At 35.7% G+C, this 19,061-nt stretch carries 9 protein-coding genes; all 9 read right to left on the bottom strand.

The features are described 5' to 3' along the window. Positions 1–40 precede the first annotated feature (40 nt). A complete protein-coding gene (locus ACJJV4_RS00230; RefSeq protein ID WP_405290925.1) occupies positions 41–3,079 on the bottom strand; it encodes a glycoside hydrolase family 2 TIM barrel-domain containing protein in 3,039 nt (1,012 codons plus the stop codon). A gap of 11 nt (positions 3,080–3,090) precedes the next feature. Beyond that, positions 3,091–6,069, bottom strand: a complete 2,979-nt coding sequence (locus ACJJV4_RS00225; RefSeq protein ID WP_405290923.1) for a glycoside hydrolase family 2 protein — start codon at positions 6,067–6,069, stop codon at positions 3,091–3,093. 46 nt (positions 6,070–6,115) lie between these two features. Next, complete coding sequence (locus ACJJV4_RS00220) at positions 6,116–7,564, bottom strand: sulfatase (protein ID WP_405290921.1); 1,449 nt, start codon at positions 7,562–7,564, stop codon at positions 6,116–6,118. 154 nt (positions 7,565–7,718) lie between these two features. Continuing rightward, the gene (locus ACJJV4_RS00215; RefSeq protein WP_405290919.1) at positions 7,719–9,221 is read right to left on the bottom strand and encodes a sulfatase; all 1,503 of its coding nucleotides are present in this window, start codon (positions 9,219–9,221) and stop codon (positions 7,719–7,721) included. A 21-nt stretch (positions 9,222–9,242) separates the two neighbouring features. Next, positions 9,243–12,020 carry a family 78 glycoside hydrolase catalytic domain gene (locus tag ACJJV4_RS00210; protein WP_405290917.1) on the bottom strand — a complete coding sequence of 926 codons (2,778 nt, stop codon included), beginning with the start codon at positions 12,018–12,020 and terminating at the stop codon, positions 9,243–9,245. Continuing rightward, complete coding sequence (locus ACJJV4_RS00205) at positions 12,021–14,819, bottom strand: family 78 glycoside hydrolase catalytic domain (RefSeq protein ID WP_405290915.1); 2,799 nt, start codon at positions 14,817–14,819, stop codon at positions 12,021–12,023. A 199-nt stretch (positions 14,820–15,018) separates the two neighbouring features. Further along, positions 15,019–17,490, bottom strand: a complete 2,472-nt coding sequence (locus tag ACJJV4_RS00200) for a BNR-4 repeat-containing protein (protein WP_405290913.1) — start codon at positions 17,488–17,490, stop codon at positions 15,019–15,021. Positions 17,491–17,580: 90 nt separating this feature from the next. Beyond that, positions 17,581–17,895 carry an L-rhamnose mutarotase gene (gene rhaM, locus ACJJV4_RS00195; RefSeq protein WP_405290911.1) on the bottom strand — a complete coding sequence of 105 codons (315 nt, stop codon included), beginning with the start codon at positions 17,893–17,895 and terminating at the stop codon, positions 17,581–17,583. 86 nt (positions 17,896–17,981) lie between these two features. Next, the gene (locus ACJJV4_RS00190; RefSeq protein ID WP_405290909.1) at positions 17,982–18,815 is read right to left on the bottom strand and encodes a T9SS type A sorting domain-containing protein; all 834 of its coding nucleotides are present in this window, start codon (positions 18,813–18,815) and stop codon (positions 17,982–17,984) included. Positions 18,816–19,061: the final 246 nt, after the last annotated feature.

The following is a 19,061-nucleotide window of genomic DNA, read 5'->3' as shown; positions in this document are numbered from 1 at the left end:
ACTGCTAGCACATATAAAATTATCTTCATAGTTTGTTTTGTTAATCAATAAACAATTCATCAATATAAGGTCCACTTTCCCCTGAAGTTTCTATTCTTATATTATTTGCTCCTGCTTTCAGTCTTAAAATAGCCGGAACAAACTTCCATTCTTTTTCCCAACCTCCAGTTGATTTGAATTCTAAGGTTCTTACAAACTCATCATTTAAATATAATTTCATTGGATGTAATTTGCCCTCATTATTGTGCATGTATCGAAAACGCATACTATAATCGCCCTCTTCCCCATCGTTTTCTTGATAAAATGTAATTGCACCTTCTTTACCATCAAATCGAACAAACCCACTTCCTTTAAAACGATGTGCATCTTTACTTACTTTTGCTTCTCCCTCTAAAAGACCTTCTTCAGCAGAAATATTAACACCTCTTCCAATCCACATATCTTTAGAGTGCTCATCACCCCAAAACAATCCTTCGTTTTTACCAAATTTTTCCTCCATTTTTAAAACGACTTTACCATTTTGTTTTACAATGGCTTTTACGGTTGTATTATCTGAAATTTCGAAAGCTCCTTTATAAACTGTGCCATTTGTTGCAGGGTTATCGCCATTTGTGGTGTAAAATGTATCAAAATTCTCAACATTAGATTTCCCTAAAACTTCAATTTGTTGCACATCAATAGTAATTTTATTTGATGTATATAAGGCTTTATCTCCTAAAACAGCACCAGTAATAATAGATGCTTTTTTAGCTTTGGGTAGTTCCCGTAAAAACAATCTTGTTTTCCCAAAAAACAAGGCTCTAAAGTTCGATTTTGTTCTACTTGTTGGATCAATTGGGTTTCCGTTTTCCATAGAAATCTTTTTAACATCCCCTAGAATATTATAATAGACTTTATTTTCTGCATAAGGATATAGGTTGTTTTCTTCATCTAATCCTTCCGAAGTAATGATATAACTTGTGGTAAAAGAATCCTCAGCTGCTAACTTTTGAATACTTGTCTTTAATTTTGAAGGTTGCTTGCTGGTTGAAAAAGAGGTGCGTTTTACTTCCTTTCCATCTTTATAAGCAACGGCTTCAATAGTTCCCTCTTCATAAGGCACCATCCATTCGCATTGCATTTCGTTCCAAACCGTTCCTGGTTTGTCTTTCCCTAATGATTTTCCGTTTAAAAACAGCTCTACTTCGTCGGCATTAGAATATACCCAAACCGGAATTACAGTACCTTTTTCCATTCTTGGATGCGTCCAATATGGTAACATATGAATCATTGGTTCTGTTGTCCATTGACTTTGGTAGAAATAAAATAAATCTTTTTTAAATCCAGCTACATCTAAAGCCCCACCCATAAATAAATTGAAAGGCAGACCGCCGTGTACTAAACCTGCTTCTCCATAATAATCGAAACCTGTCCAACGAAAATGTCCACTATGCCATGGATTGTCTCGCATGACTTCCCAATATTTTCTTGCCGAAACCCTTACGGTAGCATTATCATAGGAAGAATTGAAACTTTGTTTTCTATTTCTCCAATTTTTAGGATTGATGCCTTCGTAAAAGAAAATCTCTTTTTCGGTTAAATTTGGTAATTCGTAAGTACCAGGTAACTCATTATCTCGCCACCAAGTTTGGGTTCTATAATAACCACGAGTTTGCCATGTATGCGGTGCTTCGGTAGAAATAAAAGGTTTATCAAACGAACTACCTTCAATAAATGACTTTGTTTCGGAACCTCCATTAACACCCAAAATATCCATGTCTTCTGGATTTCCGGCACCCGAAGTAAACAAGCGCGTTGGGTCTAAACTTTTTCCGAATTTCACCAATTCTGGGGCAACATCACTATGGGTTTCATTCCCCAAACTCCACACAAAAATACTTGGGTGGTTTCTATCTCTTGTAATCCATTCTTTTACATCGCGTTGCCACCATTCATCAAAGGCTTGTTTGCCATAATCTTGAGGTGCTTTTTTGTGCCATCCATCAAAAATTTCATCCATAACTAATAACCCGATTTCATCGCAGATATCATAAAACATAGGCGGTGTTGGGTTGTGTGACGGGCGAATGGCATTGATGCCCATATCTTTTAAAGATTGTAATTTCCAGCGTAACATAGGTTTTGTCCATGCGCCTCCAACAGGTCCACCTTCCCAATGCTCACAAACACCTTTAAGTTTTACGTTTTTGCCATTCAGCCAAAAACCAGTTTTAGTATCCCATTTTATCGTTTTAAATCCGAAAGTCGTTTCAATTTCGTCAATAACCTTTTTACCATCCAAAATTTGAGTAACTACTTTGTAGACATTTGGTGTTTCTGGACTCCATAATTTTGGATTTTCAACTTCTAATTGAACAACAAGAGTTGTTATTTTTAACTTTTCAGAATTTCTATTGATTTGTTTTCCTGAAGGAGAGAATAATTGCACATTGTATTTCAATCCTTTTTTGATACTTGAAATTTCAGCATCAATAGAAACTGTAGCTTTCTTATCTGAAATTGAAGGTGTTTTTATAAAAATAGAATTGGGTTCAAAATGAGTTGGATTTACTTCAATCAATTTTACTTGCGCATAAATGCCACATGGATGATACCAACGTGCAGATGGTTCTAAACTATTATCAACTCTAACTGCAATGGTGTTTTTTCCTTCTTTTAAATACTTTGAAATATCGTATCGAAAACTGATGTATCCATAAGGTCTTTTGCCTAAATGATTTCCATTTACCCAAACTTCGCTATTCATGTACACGCCATCAAAATTGATGTATGTTATATTTGAAAGACTTTCTTTTTTTATACTAAATCCCTTACGATACCAGCCAATACCACCATCGTGATACCCACCACCTTGACCTTGATCGCCACCTTTACGAACGCCTTTTTCAAAAGACCAATCGTGAGGTACGTTTAAGTTTTGCCAAGAAGCTATATCTAAATTTTCTTGAGAAAAAGTAGTGTTATCTTGTAGAATAAAATTCCAATTATTATTGAAATTGGTTTCTATGCGTTGAGCTGATAAGTTGTTTAAGTATAAACAAAAAAGTACTAGTAAAAAACTATAAGTATTTAACCTCATATAATTATATTTTAAAATTGCTTTGCCATTACGGTGTACATTCTACAGTTTACTGGTGTATCACCATCACTATTTCCAGCCATAATAATACTCTCTCCTGCTTCGGCAACACGGTGAAATACTGACATTACAACCTCTCCAACAAATACATTATCTCCATTATCTTTATAGTCTTGCAGCAAGAAATCTGGTCTTGGTACGGTATCATCATGCAACACATAAATGTGCATTTTTTTACCTGCTATGAATTGCAATTGGTCACGTGCCCAATAGCGGTTATCTAAATTTGAAGGACGCACATATTCGGCTTTATTTAAATACCTTGGTAAATGGGTATAGTTGTATTCTAAATCGGTATAAGCCTTTTTACCCCAATGCATATTGGTTCTTAAAACGGCTTTACCATCTCCGGTATAACTAAACTTTTTAAATAAATCACTTCTATTTTTTACACCAGGCACATACTCTGGAATCTCTGGAGTATAAGCCGGTAAAGGTTCTTCGGTTAATACATCGATAAACACCTGAGGCATTCTTGTTGTCAACCCGTTTTCAAGCTCTATTGGTAAAGATTCGAGGGTAATACTCGCATCTTTAACGCCTTCTTGCTTGGCAGTAATTGTTACCGACCCAGCTTCTAAAACCGAACGCACGGCCACACGATTGATTCCCGCTTCAATATCTAAGAACAAATTATTTGTAGTATTTGGTTTTCCGCTATTGTAACCACCTCTCCAAATTGCTGGTCCAGAAATGGTGAAATTTACACGACCTTTGGCTAACGGACAACGCTTTCCGCTGGCATCAACAACTTCTACATCTACTAAAGCAATATCCGACCCGTCTGCCATCCAACCTTCTGGTCCGGTGATTGATGTTAGTTTTAGTGCAGCAGGTTCTCCTGCCGTTTCTTTAGTTTGACTTGTTTTTAATGCATCGTCTATAAAGGCTTCGGCTCTAATTTCACCTGCTTCCCAGGCGACATCATCAAACTTAAAGACATAGCCATTTTCCGGCGTATTGTTTGTTCCAATTAATTTATCATTCACATATAATTTTACCGCTGCACAATTAGACATGACATACATGGGCTTTTTAGTTCCTGGCTCGTAATTCCAATGCCCTACAATATGTACTTGTGGTTCTGGACGCCACATGGCTTTTAATGCATAAAAGGCTTCTTTGGGTAGACGTACCGCATCGACTTCGCCACTAGCACGAGTAACCTCCGTTGGGCAACGCCCACCGTGAGGCCCATCGGTAAACACCCAATTGGCACCACCTACATGGTAGGCCTTTTTTCCCATTTTGTTCCACCAATGATCGGCTTGACGTACCGCAAATTCTTCTGAACTTAACTTATAGGTGTTCTTTTTAATATTTGGGTGCGAATAAAAATAATCATCTGGTGAGTAAGTATCCCAAATACGTCGTGGTGCTTCTTCTCGATTATACTCGCTTTCAACAATTGGTAAATCGGGATACTCTCGTTCCCAACCTTCTGTACCAATTTCAATAGACACATAACCTTCTGAATCGTTTTTAACATCGGCTCTTCTATTACCCATCAGGCGTTTCCCTTTAGGATCAAACGTGTCTATAACCTCTAAAATCTCTTTGTAATGTGCTTCGGTTTCTGCCCAGTTACCACCTTCCCAAATGAAAATTGACGGATGGTTTCGGTAGTACACAATTAAATCTTTAAAGGCTTTAATACGAATATCCCAAGTTTCGCCTTCATCTTGCGATTCGCCACTAACTCCAGGCATTAGGGTAACAAAACCGTATTTATCTCCCATATCAACTTCTGCAGGCGAACTAGCACAATGTCCCCAACGGATAAAATTCCCACCTGCTTCGTCCATTAACTGAAAGGTATAATCACGTAACCAATCTGGTAATGCAGCACCTAAACCGGCCCAAGAGTTGGTTGGCTTTTGGCCCCAACCGTGTAATTTTACATTTTCACCATTAATAATGAATCCGCTGTCTTTATTAAATTCAAAATTGCGAATTCCTAATGGCGACTCATGTGAGTCTATAATTTTACCATCTGCTTTTATGGCAGTAATAACCGAGTACATATACGGGTGTCTGGTGTACCATAATTTCGGATTTTTAACTTGTGTAATTGCATTAACAATAACTTTATCCCCACTAGAAATATTTTTTTCGGTAGTTGATGTTGCTACTACTTTTCCTGAATTATCGACTACCTGCGTAATAACCGAAACACGTTTATCTTCTGAATAATCATTCTGAATTTCGGTTTCTACTGTAATATCGGCACTGGTTTCACTAATATTTTCGGCATACACATAATTCCCTAAAGTTTCCAAATTATCGTAAAGTGGTAGAGTTATATGCAGCGGATCCATGGTGTGCAAAAACACATTGCGGTATATTCCACCATGGGTTGGGTGCCAATGCTCGTGATTCCATACTAAAGGAAAGTTATCTCTAAAATGGTCTCCACGATCATTATTCACCTTAACGGCAATAATATTGTCTTCACCAAATTTAAAATACGGCGTTAAATCGTAACCAAAAGGAATAAACCCTGTTTGGTTTTGTCCTAGGCGTACGCCATTGATATATACATCGGCAATTTGGCGCACTGATTCAAATTCAATGAATACCTTTTTTCCCTTATTGGAATCAGGTAATTGAAAATGCTTTCGATACCATACTGTACCACGCCATTGGTTATCCTCTCCATCGTGATGACCGTGGCTTAAATCGTCGAAGGTATCGACATCATTAAAGGTGTGCGGACAACTGATGTCTTCCCAATTAGCATCATCAAAACCGACTTGATTGGCTTGTTCAGGGTTGGACTTTATAAACTTCCATCCGACATTTAAATTGAATTTTGTTCGATTACTCTCTGCAACATTTTGCTGCTCTTGTTTGGACTCCCCGCACGAAGCAAACAGAAAAAACACGAATAATAGCGATAGATGGAATTTGATTTTTCTCTTTAGACTCATTACAATTTAATTCTAATTTAGTTTGTACTTTTTGGTATTCCTTTTTTTATTTTCTTGGTTTGTCATTTTGTAAAAATGCCCCTTGATCTTTTGGGATTTCGGACTCTAAAAGACGTCTCATTTTATCTTCTACCTTTCTGTATTTAGCCTGCCCTGATAAATTAACAAAAGACAATGAACTATTTTTATGTTCGTAGAGTTCTGCACTTAAAACCTCTTGTGTTTTAGAATCTCTCCATTCGGTAAACCTCCAAACACCGTCTGTTGCAGTTACTCCCATTATTTTATCGCCTCTAGCATAAACACTTGTAGCCACTTTATCGCCTTTAGTATTTGGTTTATTAATAATAGGAAGGATACTTTTACCGTCGGATTCTGGTCCTTCTAATCCGCATAAATCAACTAACGTTGGAAATATATCCACGTTTTCTACTAAGGCATTTGATGTTTTACCAACTTTTCTTTTCTTATAATTGGTTTCTCTACTAACAATTAATGGGACTCTTACATCAATTTCTACATTGGAGTGTTTACACCAAGCACCATATTCGCCAATTTTATAGCCATGGTCGCTCATAAAAATAACCATGGTGTTTTTGCGTAAATCCAATTCCTCTAGCGTTTGCATCACTTTCCCTACTTGAGCATCAATATAACTTACAGATGCATGGTAACCATGTATTAAGGTACGTGTTAAATCGTCGTTTAAATCGCCGCTTTTGGGAATACCATGATAGCCTTTTAATTCGCCCCACTTACTTAGTGCCAACCTATACATCCCTTCTGGTTTTTCTCGAGACGGTATTTTAAAGTTATCTTTATTATATAAATCCCAATATTTTTTGGGTGCGTTAAACGGTAAGTGTGGCTTACTTAACCCTACAAACATTAAAAACTTATCCTTTTTAAGTTTATGAAGTGTTTCTATCGCATATTTAGCAGCTCGCCCGTCTTTATAAGCTTCATCTTCTACGTTGGCATCTTCAAAAGCTGGGCCTTTTAAAGGTTTTACTCCTTCTGCTTTTAAGCGTTCCATAAGTGCTATGTTTTCTGGCTTTACATAACTGTTTTTTTCTTTAGGAAAATGAGTTGTCCAACTACTTTTATCGTCTACACTATGGTGGTATACTTTACCAATACTTATTGTTTTATAACCATTTTTTTTGAAAAGTTGTGGCATGGTTACTAGCTCTTTATGCACTTTACGAAGTGGTGTAAAAATACTATAAATACCTAAGGTTTGCGGACGTAAACCTGTTAAGGTACTCATTCTTGATGGTGCACATATAGCTTGTTGTACATAAGCCTTATTAAACTTAACACCTTGGGTTGCTAATTTATCTATGTTTGGGGTTATTGCCGTGGGGCTACCATAGCAGCCTAATTCTGCTCTTAAATCGTCGACATAAAAGATAAGTACATTTGGTGTTTTGTTTTGTGCGGCACCTTTTAATATACTGCCAATAATACAAATTAATAAGATTATTTTTTTCATTTTGGTTTTAGTTTGTTGACAAACTTTATTTTAGGGTTTAAAAATGATTTGGCGGACTACTTTGCGTTAGGGTTTGAACGGCCTGTTGGAGCTCCCGACCTTAGGAGGAGCGACTAGTGAAAGCCCGACCCTTGTGGTAACGCCCCAATTATGGCTAATTGATAACTGGCTTGGGCGATTGTACTTGGCCTTCGCCTTTATCGAAACTCCACCAATCTATGGCTTTTTTATCCATGCTTAATTTATAATTCCATTTTTTTAAATAGTAATCTCTTGGTCTTATTTGGTCACCTATTTTTTTAAGTTTGGTATGTAGCTTAGTATCTAAATCCTGTTGAATGCTTGCTAGCTCTTGCTTTCCTAATAAATTGTCTTGCTGAAAAGGATCTTTAATATTATCGTAGAACATGCTTGGACCATCTGGTGTAATGGCATAGGTGTATTGCTTGGTTCTAATGGCACGATAGGGTGCATCGTTATAATTAGCGCCAAAAGGTGCAACATTCATTACCAAGGCTGCTCGATCTACGTTTGGATCTGGGTTTTTAATTAAATTGGACAAATCTTCGCCTTCGATAGTTTCTGGAATATTTATTTGAGACAAACTTAACAAGGATGGCAAAATATCGGGAGTTGTAATTGGAGCATTTACTGTGCTTCCTTTGTGATTTCCTATGGAAGGGTAGCTAATTAAAAAGGGAACTCTAATAGACTCGTCCCAAGCTAATTGCTTAATGAACGCTTTAACACCATGTGCGCCCATCATTTCTCCATGATCTGCAGAAAAAACAATTATGGTATTTTTATCTAAGCCAAGTTCTTTTATTTTATTAAAAACCAAACCAATAGCTTGGTCTGTGGCCGTAGCATGTGCGTAATATCCTTGTAATTCTTTACGGCTTCTTGCTTCCTGGGCTTTAGTTACATTTGGATTTAATGTTAAGGTTTCTGGTGGATACATATCCTTGAACTTTTTGGGAGCAGAATGATGTGGGTAATGTGGTGTTGCTATAGATATTACTGCTAAAAATGGCTTTTGGTCCTTAGCATGTTTTGCTAAATAATTATTAGCATCTTTTGAAATGGCAAAAGGGGAATACTCGCCCCAAATTTTCATGTCTTGGTTATCGTTATCGTAATACGGCATTTTGGTGTAATTATGCGAACACTCTAAGGCCTTCCAAAAATCGAATCCTTGGCGTCTTTCTTTTGGAATATATGTGCTTCTGCCGTGTCCATCTAAATGCCATTTTCCCCAATAGGCGGTGTTATAACCTGCTTCTTTAAAAATTTCTGCCATAGTAAGTTCTTCGGCAGGGAAATACAAATCGTTTAAAAACATGCCCGTTGTTGTAGGAAATCTACCTGTAAACAATGCGGCTCTATGTGGTGTGCAAACCGGTGTTACCGAAACGGCATTGGTAAAATTTACAGACTCCTTGGCAAAGGCATCTAAATTGGGTGTTTTTACATCTAGATTTCCGGAATAACCCAGTGCAGAACCTCGCCATTGATCGGTTAAAATATAAACAATGTTTGGTTGCTTTGTTTTGCTTTTTGCTGAAGCTGTTTCATTATTTGATTTTACTTCCTTTTTACAACTGCATAATGCTAGTGAAGTGAAAAGTAATAATCTTGATAATAGTTTGATTTTCATTTCTTTTTTATGATTGATGAGTTATTTTATTTTTGAATTAAATTGATACGTTCCTGGTTGCGCCATAACTTGAAAAGTATTGGTACTTGTATTTATTAATTTTAGATTTAGATTCTCCTTAAAAGCCAATCCATTTACTAATAATTCCTTTTGCGTATTTGCTGGAATTACAATTTTAGCTGTTGTATTTGGCGGAATAACGACTTCTAATTTAAAGTCGTTATTTTCTATTTCCCATGACGATGCTACTTTACCGTAAGGTGTATTTAACGATGCGGAAGCAGAAGTTAATGGTCCGCCTGGAACTGGTGCTATTCTAATCGCTTTATAACCGGGTTCAAATGGAGCTATAGCTCCTACGCGTTCGTACATCCACTCGCCTATTGCACCATAAGCATAGTGATTTAAACTATTCATACTCATAGGGTTGTAACCTTCGGTTTTACTATAACTATTCCAACGTTCCCAAATGGTGGTTGCTCCTTGATTTATGGAATAAAACCAAGATGGATAGGTTTCATTAAAGAGTAATTTGTAAACCAAATCAATTTCGCCCATGTCATCTAAAACTTGAGATAATAATGGCGTGCCCAAAAACCCAGTTCTTAAATGATTATCGGCATCTTTTAGCTTTCGAAGTAAATTAGTTTGTGCATTTTTAATTTTAGATTCAGGTAATAAATGGAATGCCAAAGCCAATAAGTATGAGGTTTGCGTTTCAGTAACACCTTTCACTTTACCTGTTTCATCAAAATACTTTTCGTCAAACGCTTTAGCAACCTCCTTGTAAAGCGCTTCATATTTTGCTTGCTCTTCTGTTTTGCCAAGAACTTCTGCTGTTTTCGCTGTTAATTTAGCTGAATGTGCAAAAAAGGCTGTGCCTATTAAATTTTTGGATGTATCGCCTCGTGTTCCGCCTTCTTCTGGAAAGGGTTGTAACCAATCAGAAAAAGACATCATATTAGATATATAATTTTTAGATTTCATCTCATGGTGTGCCACCCAAGATTTCATCATGTCAAAATTATCCTGTAAAAAGCCAATATCGCCAGTACGCATATAAATTTTCCAAGGAATAATTGTTGCCACATCGCCCCAGCCAGAACTAGCAATTTTATTACCTCTAGCGTCTGGAACAGTCCATGGTATAGCGCCGTTCTCTAATTGCGCCTCTCTAACACTTTGCAACCAACTGGCCCAAAATTTATAAACGTCTGCATTAAACATAGATGTTGGTCCAAATACTTGCGCGTCACCTGTCCAACCTAAACGTTCGTCGCGCTGTGGACAGTCTGTAGGAATATCAAGAAAGTTACCTCGTAAGCCCCAAACAATGTTACTTTGTAATTGATTTAATTTTTCATGCGAGGTAGTAAACGTACCATTATCTTCAAAATTGGAATACTGTACAATACCTTTTACCCAGTCTTTTGAAGGTTCTTTTGTGGTATCAAAACCACTTAATTCCACATACCTAAATCCATGAAACGTAAATTTTGGCATATATTCTATTATACCATTTTTAGATGCTATAAAATAATCTGTAGAATGTGCGCCTCTGTAATTTTTAGTATAAAAAGTTCCATCTGGTAATAACATTTCTGCAAATCGTATTTTTAACGTATCGCCCTTTTTAACAGGAACATTTACCAAAGGCACACCAACCATATTTTGCTTTAAATCAAAAATTAACTTTCCATTTACCTTTGCCATTTCTTTCGCGGCTAATTCAATTTTAGGTTTTACAGTTGTATGCCGTTTTGGTTCTAAACTGACCTTATTATCTAAATTTTCGACTTCAACATTTCTCCAATTTTTATCGTTAAAATTATTGCTAGACCAATTAGGCATTTCTAAATTGGCATTATAAACCTCTCCATCATAAATTTCTGAAAACTGAATAGGCCCATTTGTCATTCCTTTCCAACTACCATCAGAAATTATAGTTTCTAAAGCGCCATCTTTCATTACCAATTCTAACTGACATAAAACCTTTGGAGATATGGTATTATCCCATGGTGTTGTTCCCCACAATAATCTTCCTGAATACCAACCAGAAGCTAATTCTACCCCAATAGTATTCTCTCCCGACTCAATAAAATCGGTAACATTATAGGTTAAAGTTTCAATACGCTTATCGTAAGTTGTGAACCCTGGAGACATAGCATCATCGCTTACATTTTGTCCATTTATTGAAACATCGAACACACCTTTAGCGGTTATATATAATCTTGCTGCTGCTACATCGCTTGATAATTCAAACCCTTTTCTTAGGTATTGAGGCTTATGTATTAATACCTTACCGCGCCCTCTTATACTATCTTTTGCCGTATCTAATCCTATCCATTTTGCTTTCCAATCGGCATTCTCTAGTAATCCTAATTCAAAATGATTAATATCACTCCAATCTGATTCCTTTTCGTCTTGGTTCCAGTATTTAACTTGCCAATATACTTTTTGACGCGATTGCAATGCTTCACCATGATATTTCACCCAAGTAGACTGACTTGTTTCTTGTTTTTCAGAATTCCATAAATCTGCATTATTAGGTAATAAATCGGGTGTACTCGCTACTACAATTTGGTATGCCGACTGACTTCTAATATGTTCTAAAACTGGTAGTTTCCATGAAAACGTTGGGTTAGCATCATAATATCCTATAGGGTTTTTAAAACCTTCGGAAACAGTTAAACTTTCTGCTGGTTGTATATTTTCTTTTTCAGTACATGAGGCTAAACTGAAAAACGCAGTGCAGATTAGGATTTGAAAAACGTGCTTTAAATTGAATTTGTAAAACATTTAGTTAAAGTTTAGTTGAAATTTATAAATACCCGGATTAGCTATTATTTTAACTAATTCAGCATCTGAATTTTCTATTTTTAAGTTTGTCCTTTCCTCAAACGGACTGCCATTAACCGATAATTTTTCTTTATCGCCGTAAGGAATATTGATTTCGGCTGCGGTGTTTGGAGGAATAACTGTTTCCAAATAAAATATGCCATTTTCAATTTTCCATGAGGAAGATGCTTCTCCATAAGGTGTATTAACACTTGCCGATGCTTCAGTTAAAAAATTGGTATTTGGTTTTGGAGCTATTCTTAATTTTTTATAACCAGGTTCTAATGCTGCTAAACCAGCAATGCGCTCATACATCCACTGGCCAACAGCTCCGTAAGCATAGTGGTTTAGACTGTTCATACTTTGGCGATTGTACCCTTTTGCTTTACTATAGCTGTTCCAGCGTTCCCACATGGTGGTGGCGCCTTGGTTGATTGAATAAAACCACGATGGGTAGGTTTCCTTAAATAAAATTTTATACATTAAATCAATCTCTCCCATATCATCCAATACCTTTGGTAATATTGGAGTTCCTAAAAAACCTGTTCCTAAGTGGTTATCGGCTTTCTTTATTTCTTCGAGTAAATATTTTTGTGCTTTTTCTTTGGTTTCAGGTTTTAATAAATCAAAATATATAGCCAGTAAATAACTGGTTTGAGTTTGCTTTTTATTTTTAAACTTTCCGTTTTCATCAAAAAACTTTTTTTCAAAAGCAGCAGCAATATCTTCATATAAAGCGATATACTTCTTTTCGTCTTCAGTGTCACCAAGAACTCCTGCTATTTTTGATACTAGATGTGCAGAATGCGCAAAATACGCCGTATTCACAAACAGTCTCGGAGTATCCCCTTTATTGCCCATTTTTCGGTTTTTATCGGAATAAGGCTGTAACCAATCTCCAAAAGAATGAATATTTGGAATATAATCTTTGGCTTTGGATTGGTAATAATCCACCCATTTTTTAGCCATTTCATAATTCTCTATCAATACGGTTTTATCTCCCGTGATATTATAAATATCCCATGGAATAATAACACAAGCATCACCCCAACCAGAACTGGCACTTTTATTTTGAAGCACATCTGGAATAATAAAAGGCACTAAACCATTATCGTGTTCCATTTGTGTTTCGCGCATACTTTGTAACCAAGCTGTCCAAAAGGCATGTGTATCAAAATTAAACATGGCGGTTGGCGAAATCACTTGGGCATCTCCCGTCCATCCTAAGCGTTCATCTCGCTGCGGGCAATCGGTAGGCACATCCAAAAGATTATCACGTAAACCCCAGGTAATGTTACTTTGCAGTTGGTTTAATTTATCGTGAGAAGAGGTAAATGTTCCATTTTTTTCAAAATCAGAATGCTGCACCAATCCTTTTATCCAATTTGAATTTGGAGTTGCCGAAGCATCAAACCCTGATATTTCTACAAACTGAAAGCCATGGAAGGTAAATTTTGGCATGTATTCGATAATGCCATCTTGAGCAGCGATGTAATAATCGGTTGATTTTGCTGAACGGTAATTTTCGGTATAAAACGTACCATCTGAAAGTAGCATTTCGGAAAAACGAATGCTCAGTGTATCGCCTTTTTTCATGGGCACCTGTACTTTTGGTACCCCAACCATATTTTGTTTCATATCGAAAACTACTGAAGATTCTGTAGCCGAAACAATTTCTGCATCTTCTAAAACAGCGGTTGTCTTTACCGTTTCATGCCGTTTTGGTTCTAGTTTTACCGAATCAACAATGTTTTCAGTTTCAACAGATTTCCATTTTGAATCATCAAAAGCGTTTGTTTTCCATTTTGGCATTTCTAAATTGGCATCATACACTTCGCCATCATATAGGCCTGCCAATCTTATGGGGCCATTGGTTGTGCCTTTCCAAGATGCATCAGAAACTATAATTCTTTTTGTCCCATCTTTAAAAATGACTTCTAACTGGCTTAAAATTTTTGGTGATGCAAAGTTTTCATATAAGGCTTTGCCTCTACTAATTCTACCGGAATGCCAACCAGATGCCAATTCTACGGCTATGGTATTTTGTCCGGATTCAATTAAATTAGTAACATTATAAGTTAAGGTTTCTATACGATGACTATATGGTGTCCAGCCTGGTGGCAATACATCGTCGCTTACATCCTGTCCGTTTAAATGTATATCGAAAACACCCTTGGCAGTAATATAAAGTCTTGCAGATTCAACTTGATTATTCAATTCAAACTCTTTTCTTAAATATTGGGGTCTGTGCATTAAAAAGTTACGTACGCCTTTAATGCTATCCTTTGCCGTATCTAATCCTACCCAATTTGCTTTCCAGTCTAAATTTTTTAATAAGCCTAATTCAAAGTGATTGATTTCACTCCATTCTGAAGGCTCATTATCCTGATTCCAATATTTTACTTGCCAATATACTTTTTGTCGCGATTGAAATGGAGTGCCTTTATACGCTACAAAATTTGATTGTGAACTTTCTTGCTTTTTAGAATCCCAAATATCGGGATTATTCGGTAATAAAGCTTTTGACGATGCGACTACAATTTGATAAGCAGACTGTGATTTTACAGTTTCTAAAATAGGTAATTCCCACGAAAATGTTGGATTTGAATTGTAAAACCCTATTGGATTTTTAAAACCTTCTGAAATTGTTAAATGTCTAGGTGCCAATATCCCTGATGATTCCTTACATGATATTTGACAAAACAAAACAAAAACCACCATTAGGTGGAAAAAATATTTCTGTTTTAAATTAATTTGCATTTTTATTATAGTTTTTTTTGAAGGTTATAGCGTTTTAATTTTACAAAAAACTTATCGACTTATTACTCGTTTTCGTGTTTTAAAATTTAGTAATTTAAATACACTAAACCTTGATTATAGCTACATCATTTTCTATTTCCAGAAACAATGAAACTATACAAAAGGTACTTAAACCTATATTTGAGCTACTATAAAACACTTACCTAATAACTAACTTATTATAACTAACATGCTGCCTATCATCAACAACTTTAATTAAATAAATACCAGAATTAAACCTACCATCATTTTCTATCTGAACACTACTTTTATTTATTGAATTCGAATAAACCATTTTACCTACTATATTATAAATTGTAACCGTTGCTTTGTTTAATCCAGAATACATAATTGTAAATTTATTATCTGCAGGATTTGGAAATACTTTAACTGCGGCTGACTCCAAAATATTTTCTTTAACACTAAGCGGAGGGCTGCTAGCCAACTCTAATTTCCATTTGCTTCTTGCATCTGTTACATCGGCACTTTTATTATAATATTCACTTATGCCTTCTTGATATAAGTAGTTGCTACCGTCTTTAACCGAAAACCTAAAGGCCTTATCGGCTTCAATATAAGAAGCTGTCCATACTTTATCAACGTCTGTATTTGGTGAGGTTCTGCCTGTATTTATTATGGCATTACCCGCTCCAGAGCCAGCTCCTCTTAAAACGCCATTAATTTCGCTATCTATGTTATAATATTCTTCTACACTAATAGAAGCTTTTACAAAGGTCCAATTTAAAGCGTTATCCGCTTGAACGTAATCGCTCTCGACAACGTTTGCCCCTGATGATTTAAGATACTTTTGAGTTGCTAAATTTTTTATTCGGTACACCTTTCCTGTTAAATCGTTAGGATCAAGTGTTTGCGCATTAACCGTTATTTCAGAAGATGATACGGTTTCGTTACTAGCATTGTATGCCACTGCTTGAATGGTGTAGGAGCCATCGGCAATAGGTGTCCAGTTTACAGCATATGGATTTGTTGCATCATCCTCAAAATATACCCCATTAACTCTAAATTCTACTTTAGAAATGCTACCGTTTTCATCAACCGCATTTGCCGAAATTTGTACAGCATCATCTACATTGAAAGTTTGTCCATCAGATGGGGAGGTTAAAGACACTCTAAAAGGCTCTTCAACTATACCTAAATCTATAACTTGAAGATACAGTGGTTGTGAATTTCCTGAGGTCTTTTCCATTAAGTAATAATACAGTATACCATTTTCTATATACACCTGACCATGATCGAATGTTCTTCCAGAGGTAACTTGGTAAACTCTAGTAAAATCATTTGTTCCTCCCTTAGCCTTTTCAACAAAAATTCGACCTCCAGACAGCCCTATTATAAATATATCTTCTCCCGCTGTATAAATAGCTTCTGCTCCAGAAAACTCTTCTGATGTTATAAAATCGTTTGCTCCAGCGGGCTTATAGGTATGTAAATACTTAGTAACATTAAATTGATTGTCTTTTACTCTACTAATAATATGAACGTCCTCATTTTCAGTAACAGTCCAATCAAAACCTTGAACAATGTTTAATGCACCAACATCTGTACCCTGAACATAATCTCCAGGCTCCATTACTTTTATAACATCGGCATTATATAAAGGCAGACTAAAACTTTGTCCTTGATGGTTTTTCCAACCTGTAAATCCGTTTTGATCGTCGGAATACGCATAATAAACTCCGTTTTGATATTGATACTTATCACTATTATTTTGTGATCGCCTTTGAAAACCTATACGCATTTTGCCATTAACATATTTAATATCCCCATATAATCCCCAGTTATAAGTTATCCCTGATTGATTCTTAGCATTTAATACATTAAAGTGTGTAAAGCCAGACCATGTGGACGTGCTAGCTTCGTATTTAGAGAATTTATAAGCGCCATTATTATTGCCTCCTTCTCTCATGTACATAAATAAATCTCCAGAAGAATTTAAGAAAAATTTAGGGTAAGTTAGTGCAGAAAAATTGTTATAATCTTCGACTCCATTAAGGCCTAAATGTTTGTATCCGTTATTAGAGTTTTTCACAAACTTATCTAAAGTGAAATCTGCATCTGGCAATGAAGCGGCGTTAGCAATTGAGTAAGAATACCTAAAATAGTCATTATTTAAACTACCATCCGATGGCCTTGTATTACTATAAGAATGCATATCGTACAGTAAATGAATTGTTCCATTTATTGGACTTATGCCTACTGCAATCGTGTTGTGCGATTCACCAATCCACCATTTATTTTGGTATCCCGTATGCCTATGCGGAAACTCAATGGTAGACATAGTACCTGTAATTGTATTGTAACGAGTTAACATGACGTTACGATTCTCTTTTCCTCCACGATACCATGTCATAAAAACATATTCGTTATAAGACTTTATACAATCACCATGCGCAGATATATTTTTTCCAAAAAAGTAATCGTAAGGTGCATTTTCACCTGTATTAGAAGCGCTACTGTTTACTTTACTACCATCAAAGTGTAATCCAAAATCAGAGATTTTTATTTCATTTATTAGTGTTACTTGTGCTCTTAAAACGCAAGAACTTAAGACAATAAAAAACACCAATAGTGTATTTTTACAAGCGTTAAAACCTAAGTCATCATTCTTCATATTTTTTTTATTAAAAATAATGAAGTTAGCGGGTTCATCTATCCTGCACTGTACTGTTGTTTTAGATATACTTGTTCTACTTTAAAAAAATTATTTCATATAAAAAACTTCTTCTAAAGGAATTGAAACTGGGGAATTATCTGGATTTACGTCCATAATATCGGCCATGAATTTCCACCATTTTTTCACAATATCGTTATTCGCCAAATCTTGTGAGCCTCCGGTTCCCGATACTTTTTGAAACGCGAATAAAAAACTTGTTTCCTCGTCAAAAAAGATAGAATACTCGCTTACGCCATTATCTTTAAGTAACTGTTTCAATTCAGGCCATAACTGATCGTGTCGCTTTTTATAGGCTTCTTTTTGACCTTTGTTAAGCTTCATTTTAAAGGCTAGTCTTTGCATAATATATTTGTGTTATATTAAAAAATCATCCTGCTTAAAAAAAACAGAATGATTTCAGTAAATATTATTTTTTAGAAAAGCTTAATTTATTGCTTTACAATTTTCTTTGTAAAAACACCTCCATCACTTTGCATCTTTACAAGATACATACCACGTGATAATGTATTTATATTTATCGAAAGAGTTGATTGAGCATCAACTTTTCTAGTTAATACTTCTTTACCAAGTAAAGAATATACAGCGACTTGTTTAACATTAGCAGGAAGACCTTTAATTGTTAATTCGTTATTAACTGGATTAGAAATAAATATTGAACTGGTATCAAAGTCTGCAGTACTTAATAGAGCAACAAGATGATATTCAATTGCATCAATTCCTCCACCATTAAATTCAACAGGGTCACCAGCTGCAGTTGGAATTACACCATATCTTGAACCACCAGAGAATCCTAAAGGCTTAACAAACAATGCATTGTTAGTTCCAGTTGGACCAGTGTAATCACTTGTTTTTCTTCTTTGAAACTGGTCAAAACCGTATGCATCTACTGCAGGTGGAACAACAGTCACATCATCTTGCGGATCACCTGATCTAACAGTAATTTTAAAGTCTTTATCATTTGCATCCGCTATAGTTGATTGATCTACAATCATAGTCCAAGATCCAGAACCTAGAGAAGAGAGGTCTGCAGTAATTTGTACAAAGCCAGTATCATGTGGACTAACATGTTCCTGTATAGTCCATATTTGTGTTACATCTGCAGGTGCAGCTGCTAGTGTATTCCATTCTAAATCACCTGAACTTCCATTAATGGTCAAATAAAGCTGTGGAGTCACATTGTATGTTGAAATTAAATAACTACCCTCTCCAACATATGCATTAGGATAATTCGCGTCTTGCCCCTGTACTTGTAGCGCAAACATGGCAAGTAATAAAAATGCACTAATTTTTAAAGTAATTTTTTTCATAATTTTTAGATGTTCTTAATTAATTTTAGTCTTGCTAACCAATTGGTTAACCATTTTAGTTTGCATAAAAATAATAGTAAATCATCATAAATGTATCCTGTACCATCCTGCTTAGGTCATGATAGGATTTATAAATAAGCTTAATAGCATTCAATTTCAAACAGTAATAAGGTTGACATATTGCAACCTCATTATTGTTTT

Origin of the sequence: Algibacter sp. Ld11 (assembly GCF_045066735.1) — a bacterium.
In the GTDB taxonomy this organism is placed as follows: domain Bacteria; phylum Bacteroidota; class Bacteroidia; order Flavobacteriales; family Flavobacteriaceae; genus Algibacter.
Note: the sequence above shows the minus strand (reverse complement) of the source record. Positions and strands in the feature narration are given on the sequence as shown.

Excerpts from the sequence above, each read along its gene's own strand:
- ACJJV4_RS00230 (WP_405290925.1), bottom strand. The coding sequence starts at position 3,079 with ATGAGGTTAAATACTTATAGTTTTTTACTAGTACTTTTTTGTTTATAC.
- ACJJV4_RS00225 (WP_405290923.1), bottom strand. The coding sequence starts at position 6,069 with ATGAGTCTAAAGAGAAAAATCAAATTCCATCTATCGCTATTATTCGTG.
- ACJJV4_RS00220 (WP_405290921.1), bottom strand. The coding sequence starts at position 7,564 with ATGAAAAAAATAATCTTATTAATTTGTATTATTGGCAGTATATTAAAA.
- ACJJV4_RS00215 (WP_405290919.1), bottom strand. The coding sequence starts at position 9,221 with ATGAAAATCAAACTATTATCAAGATTATTACTTTTCACTTCACTAGCA.
- ACJJV4_RS00210 (WP_405290917.1), bottom strand. The coding sequence starts at position 12,020 with ATGTTTTACAAATTCAATTTAAAGCACGTTTTTCAAATCCTAATCTGC.
- ACJJV4_RS00205 (WP_405290915.1), bottom strand. The coding sequence starts at position 14,819 with ATGCAAATTAATTTAAAACAGAAATATTTTTTCCACCTAATGGTGGTT.
- ACJJV4_RS00200 (WP_405290913.1), bottom strand. The coding sequence starts at position 17,490 with ATGAAGAATGATGACTTAGGTTTTAACGCTTGTAAAAATACACTATTG.
- rhaM (WP_405290911.1), bottom strand. The coding sequence starts at position 17,895 with ATGCAAAGACTAGCCTTTAAAATGAAGCTTAACAAAGGTCAAAAAGAA.
- ACJJV4_RS00190 (WP_405290909.1), bottom strand. The coding sequence starts at position 18,815 with ATGTTTGCGCTACAAGTACAGGGGCAAGACGCGAATTATCCTAATGCA.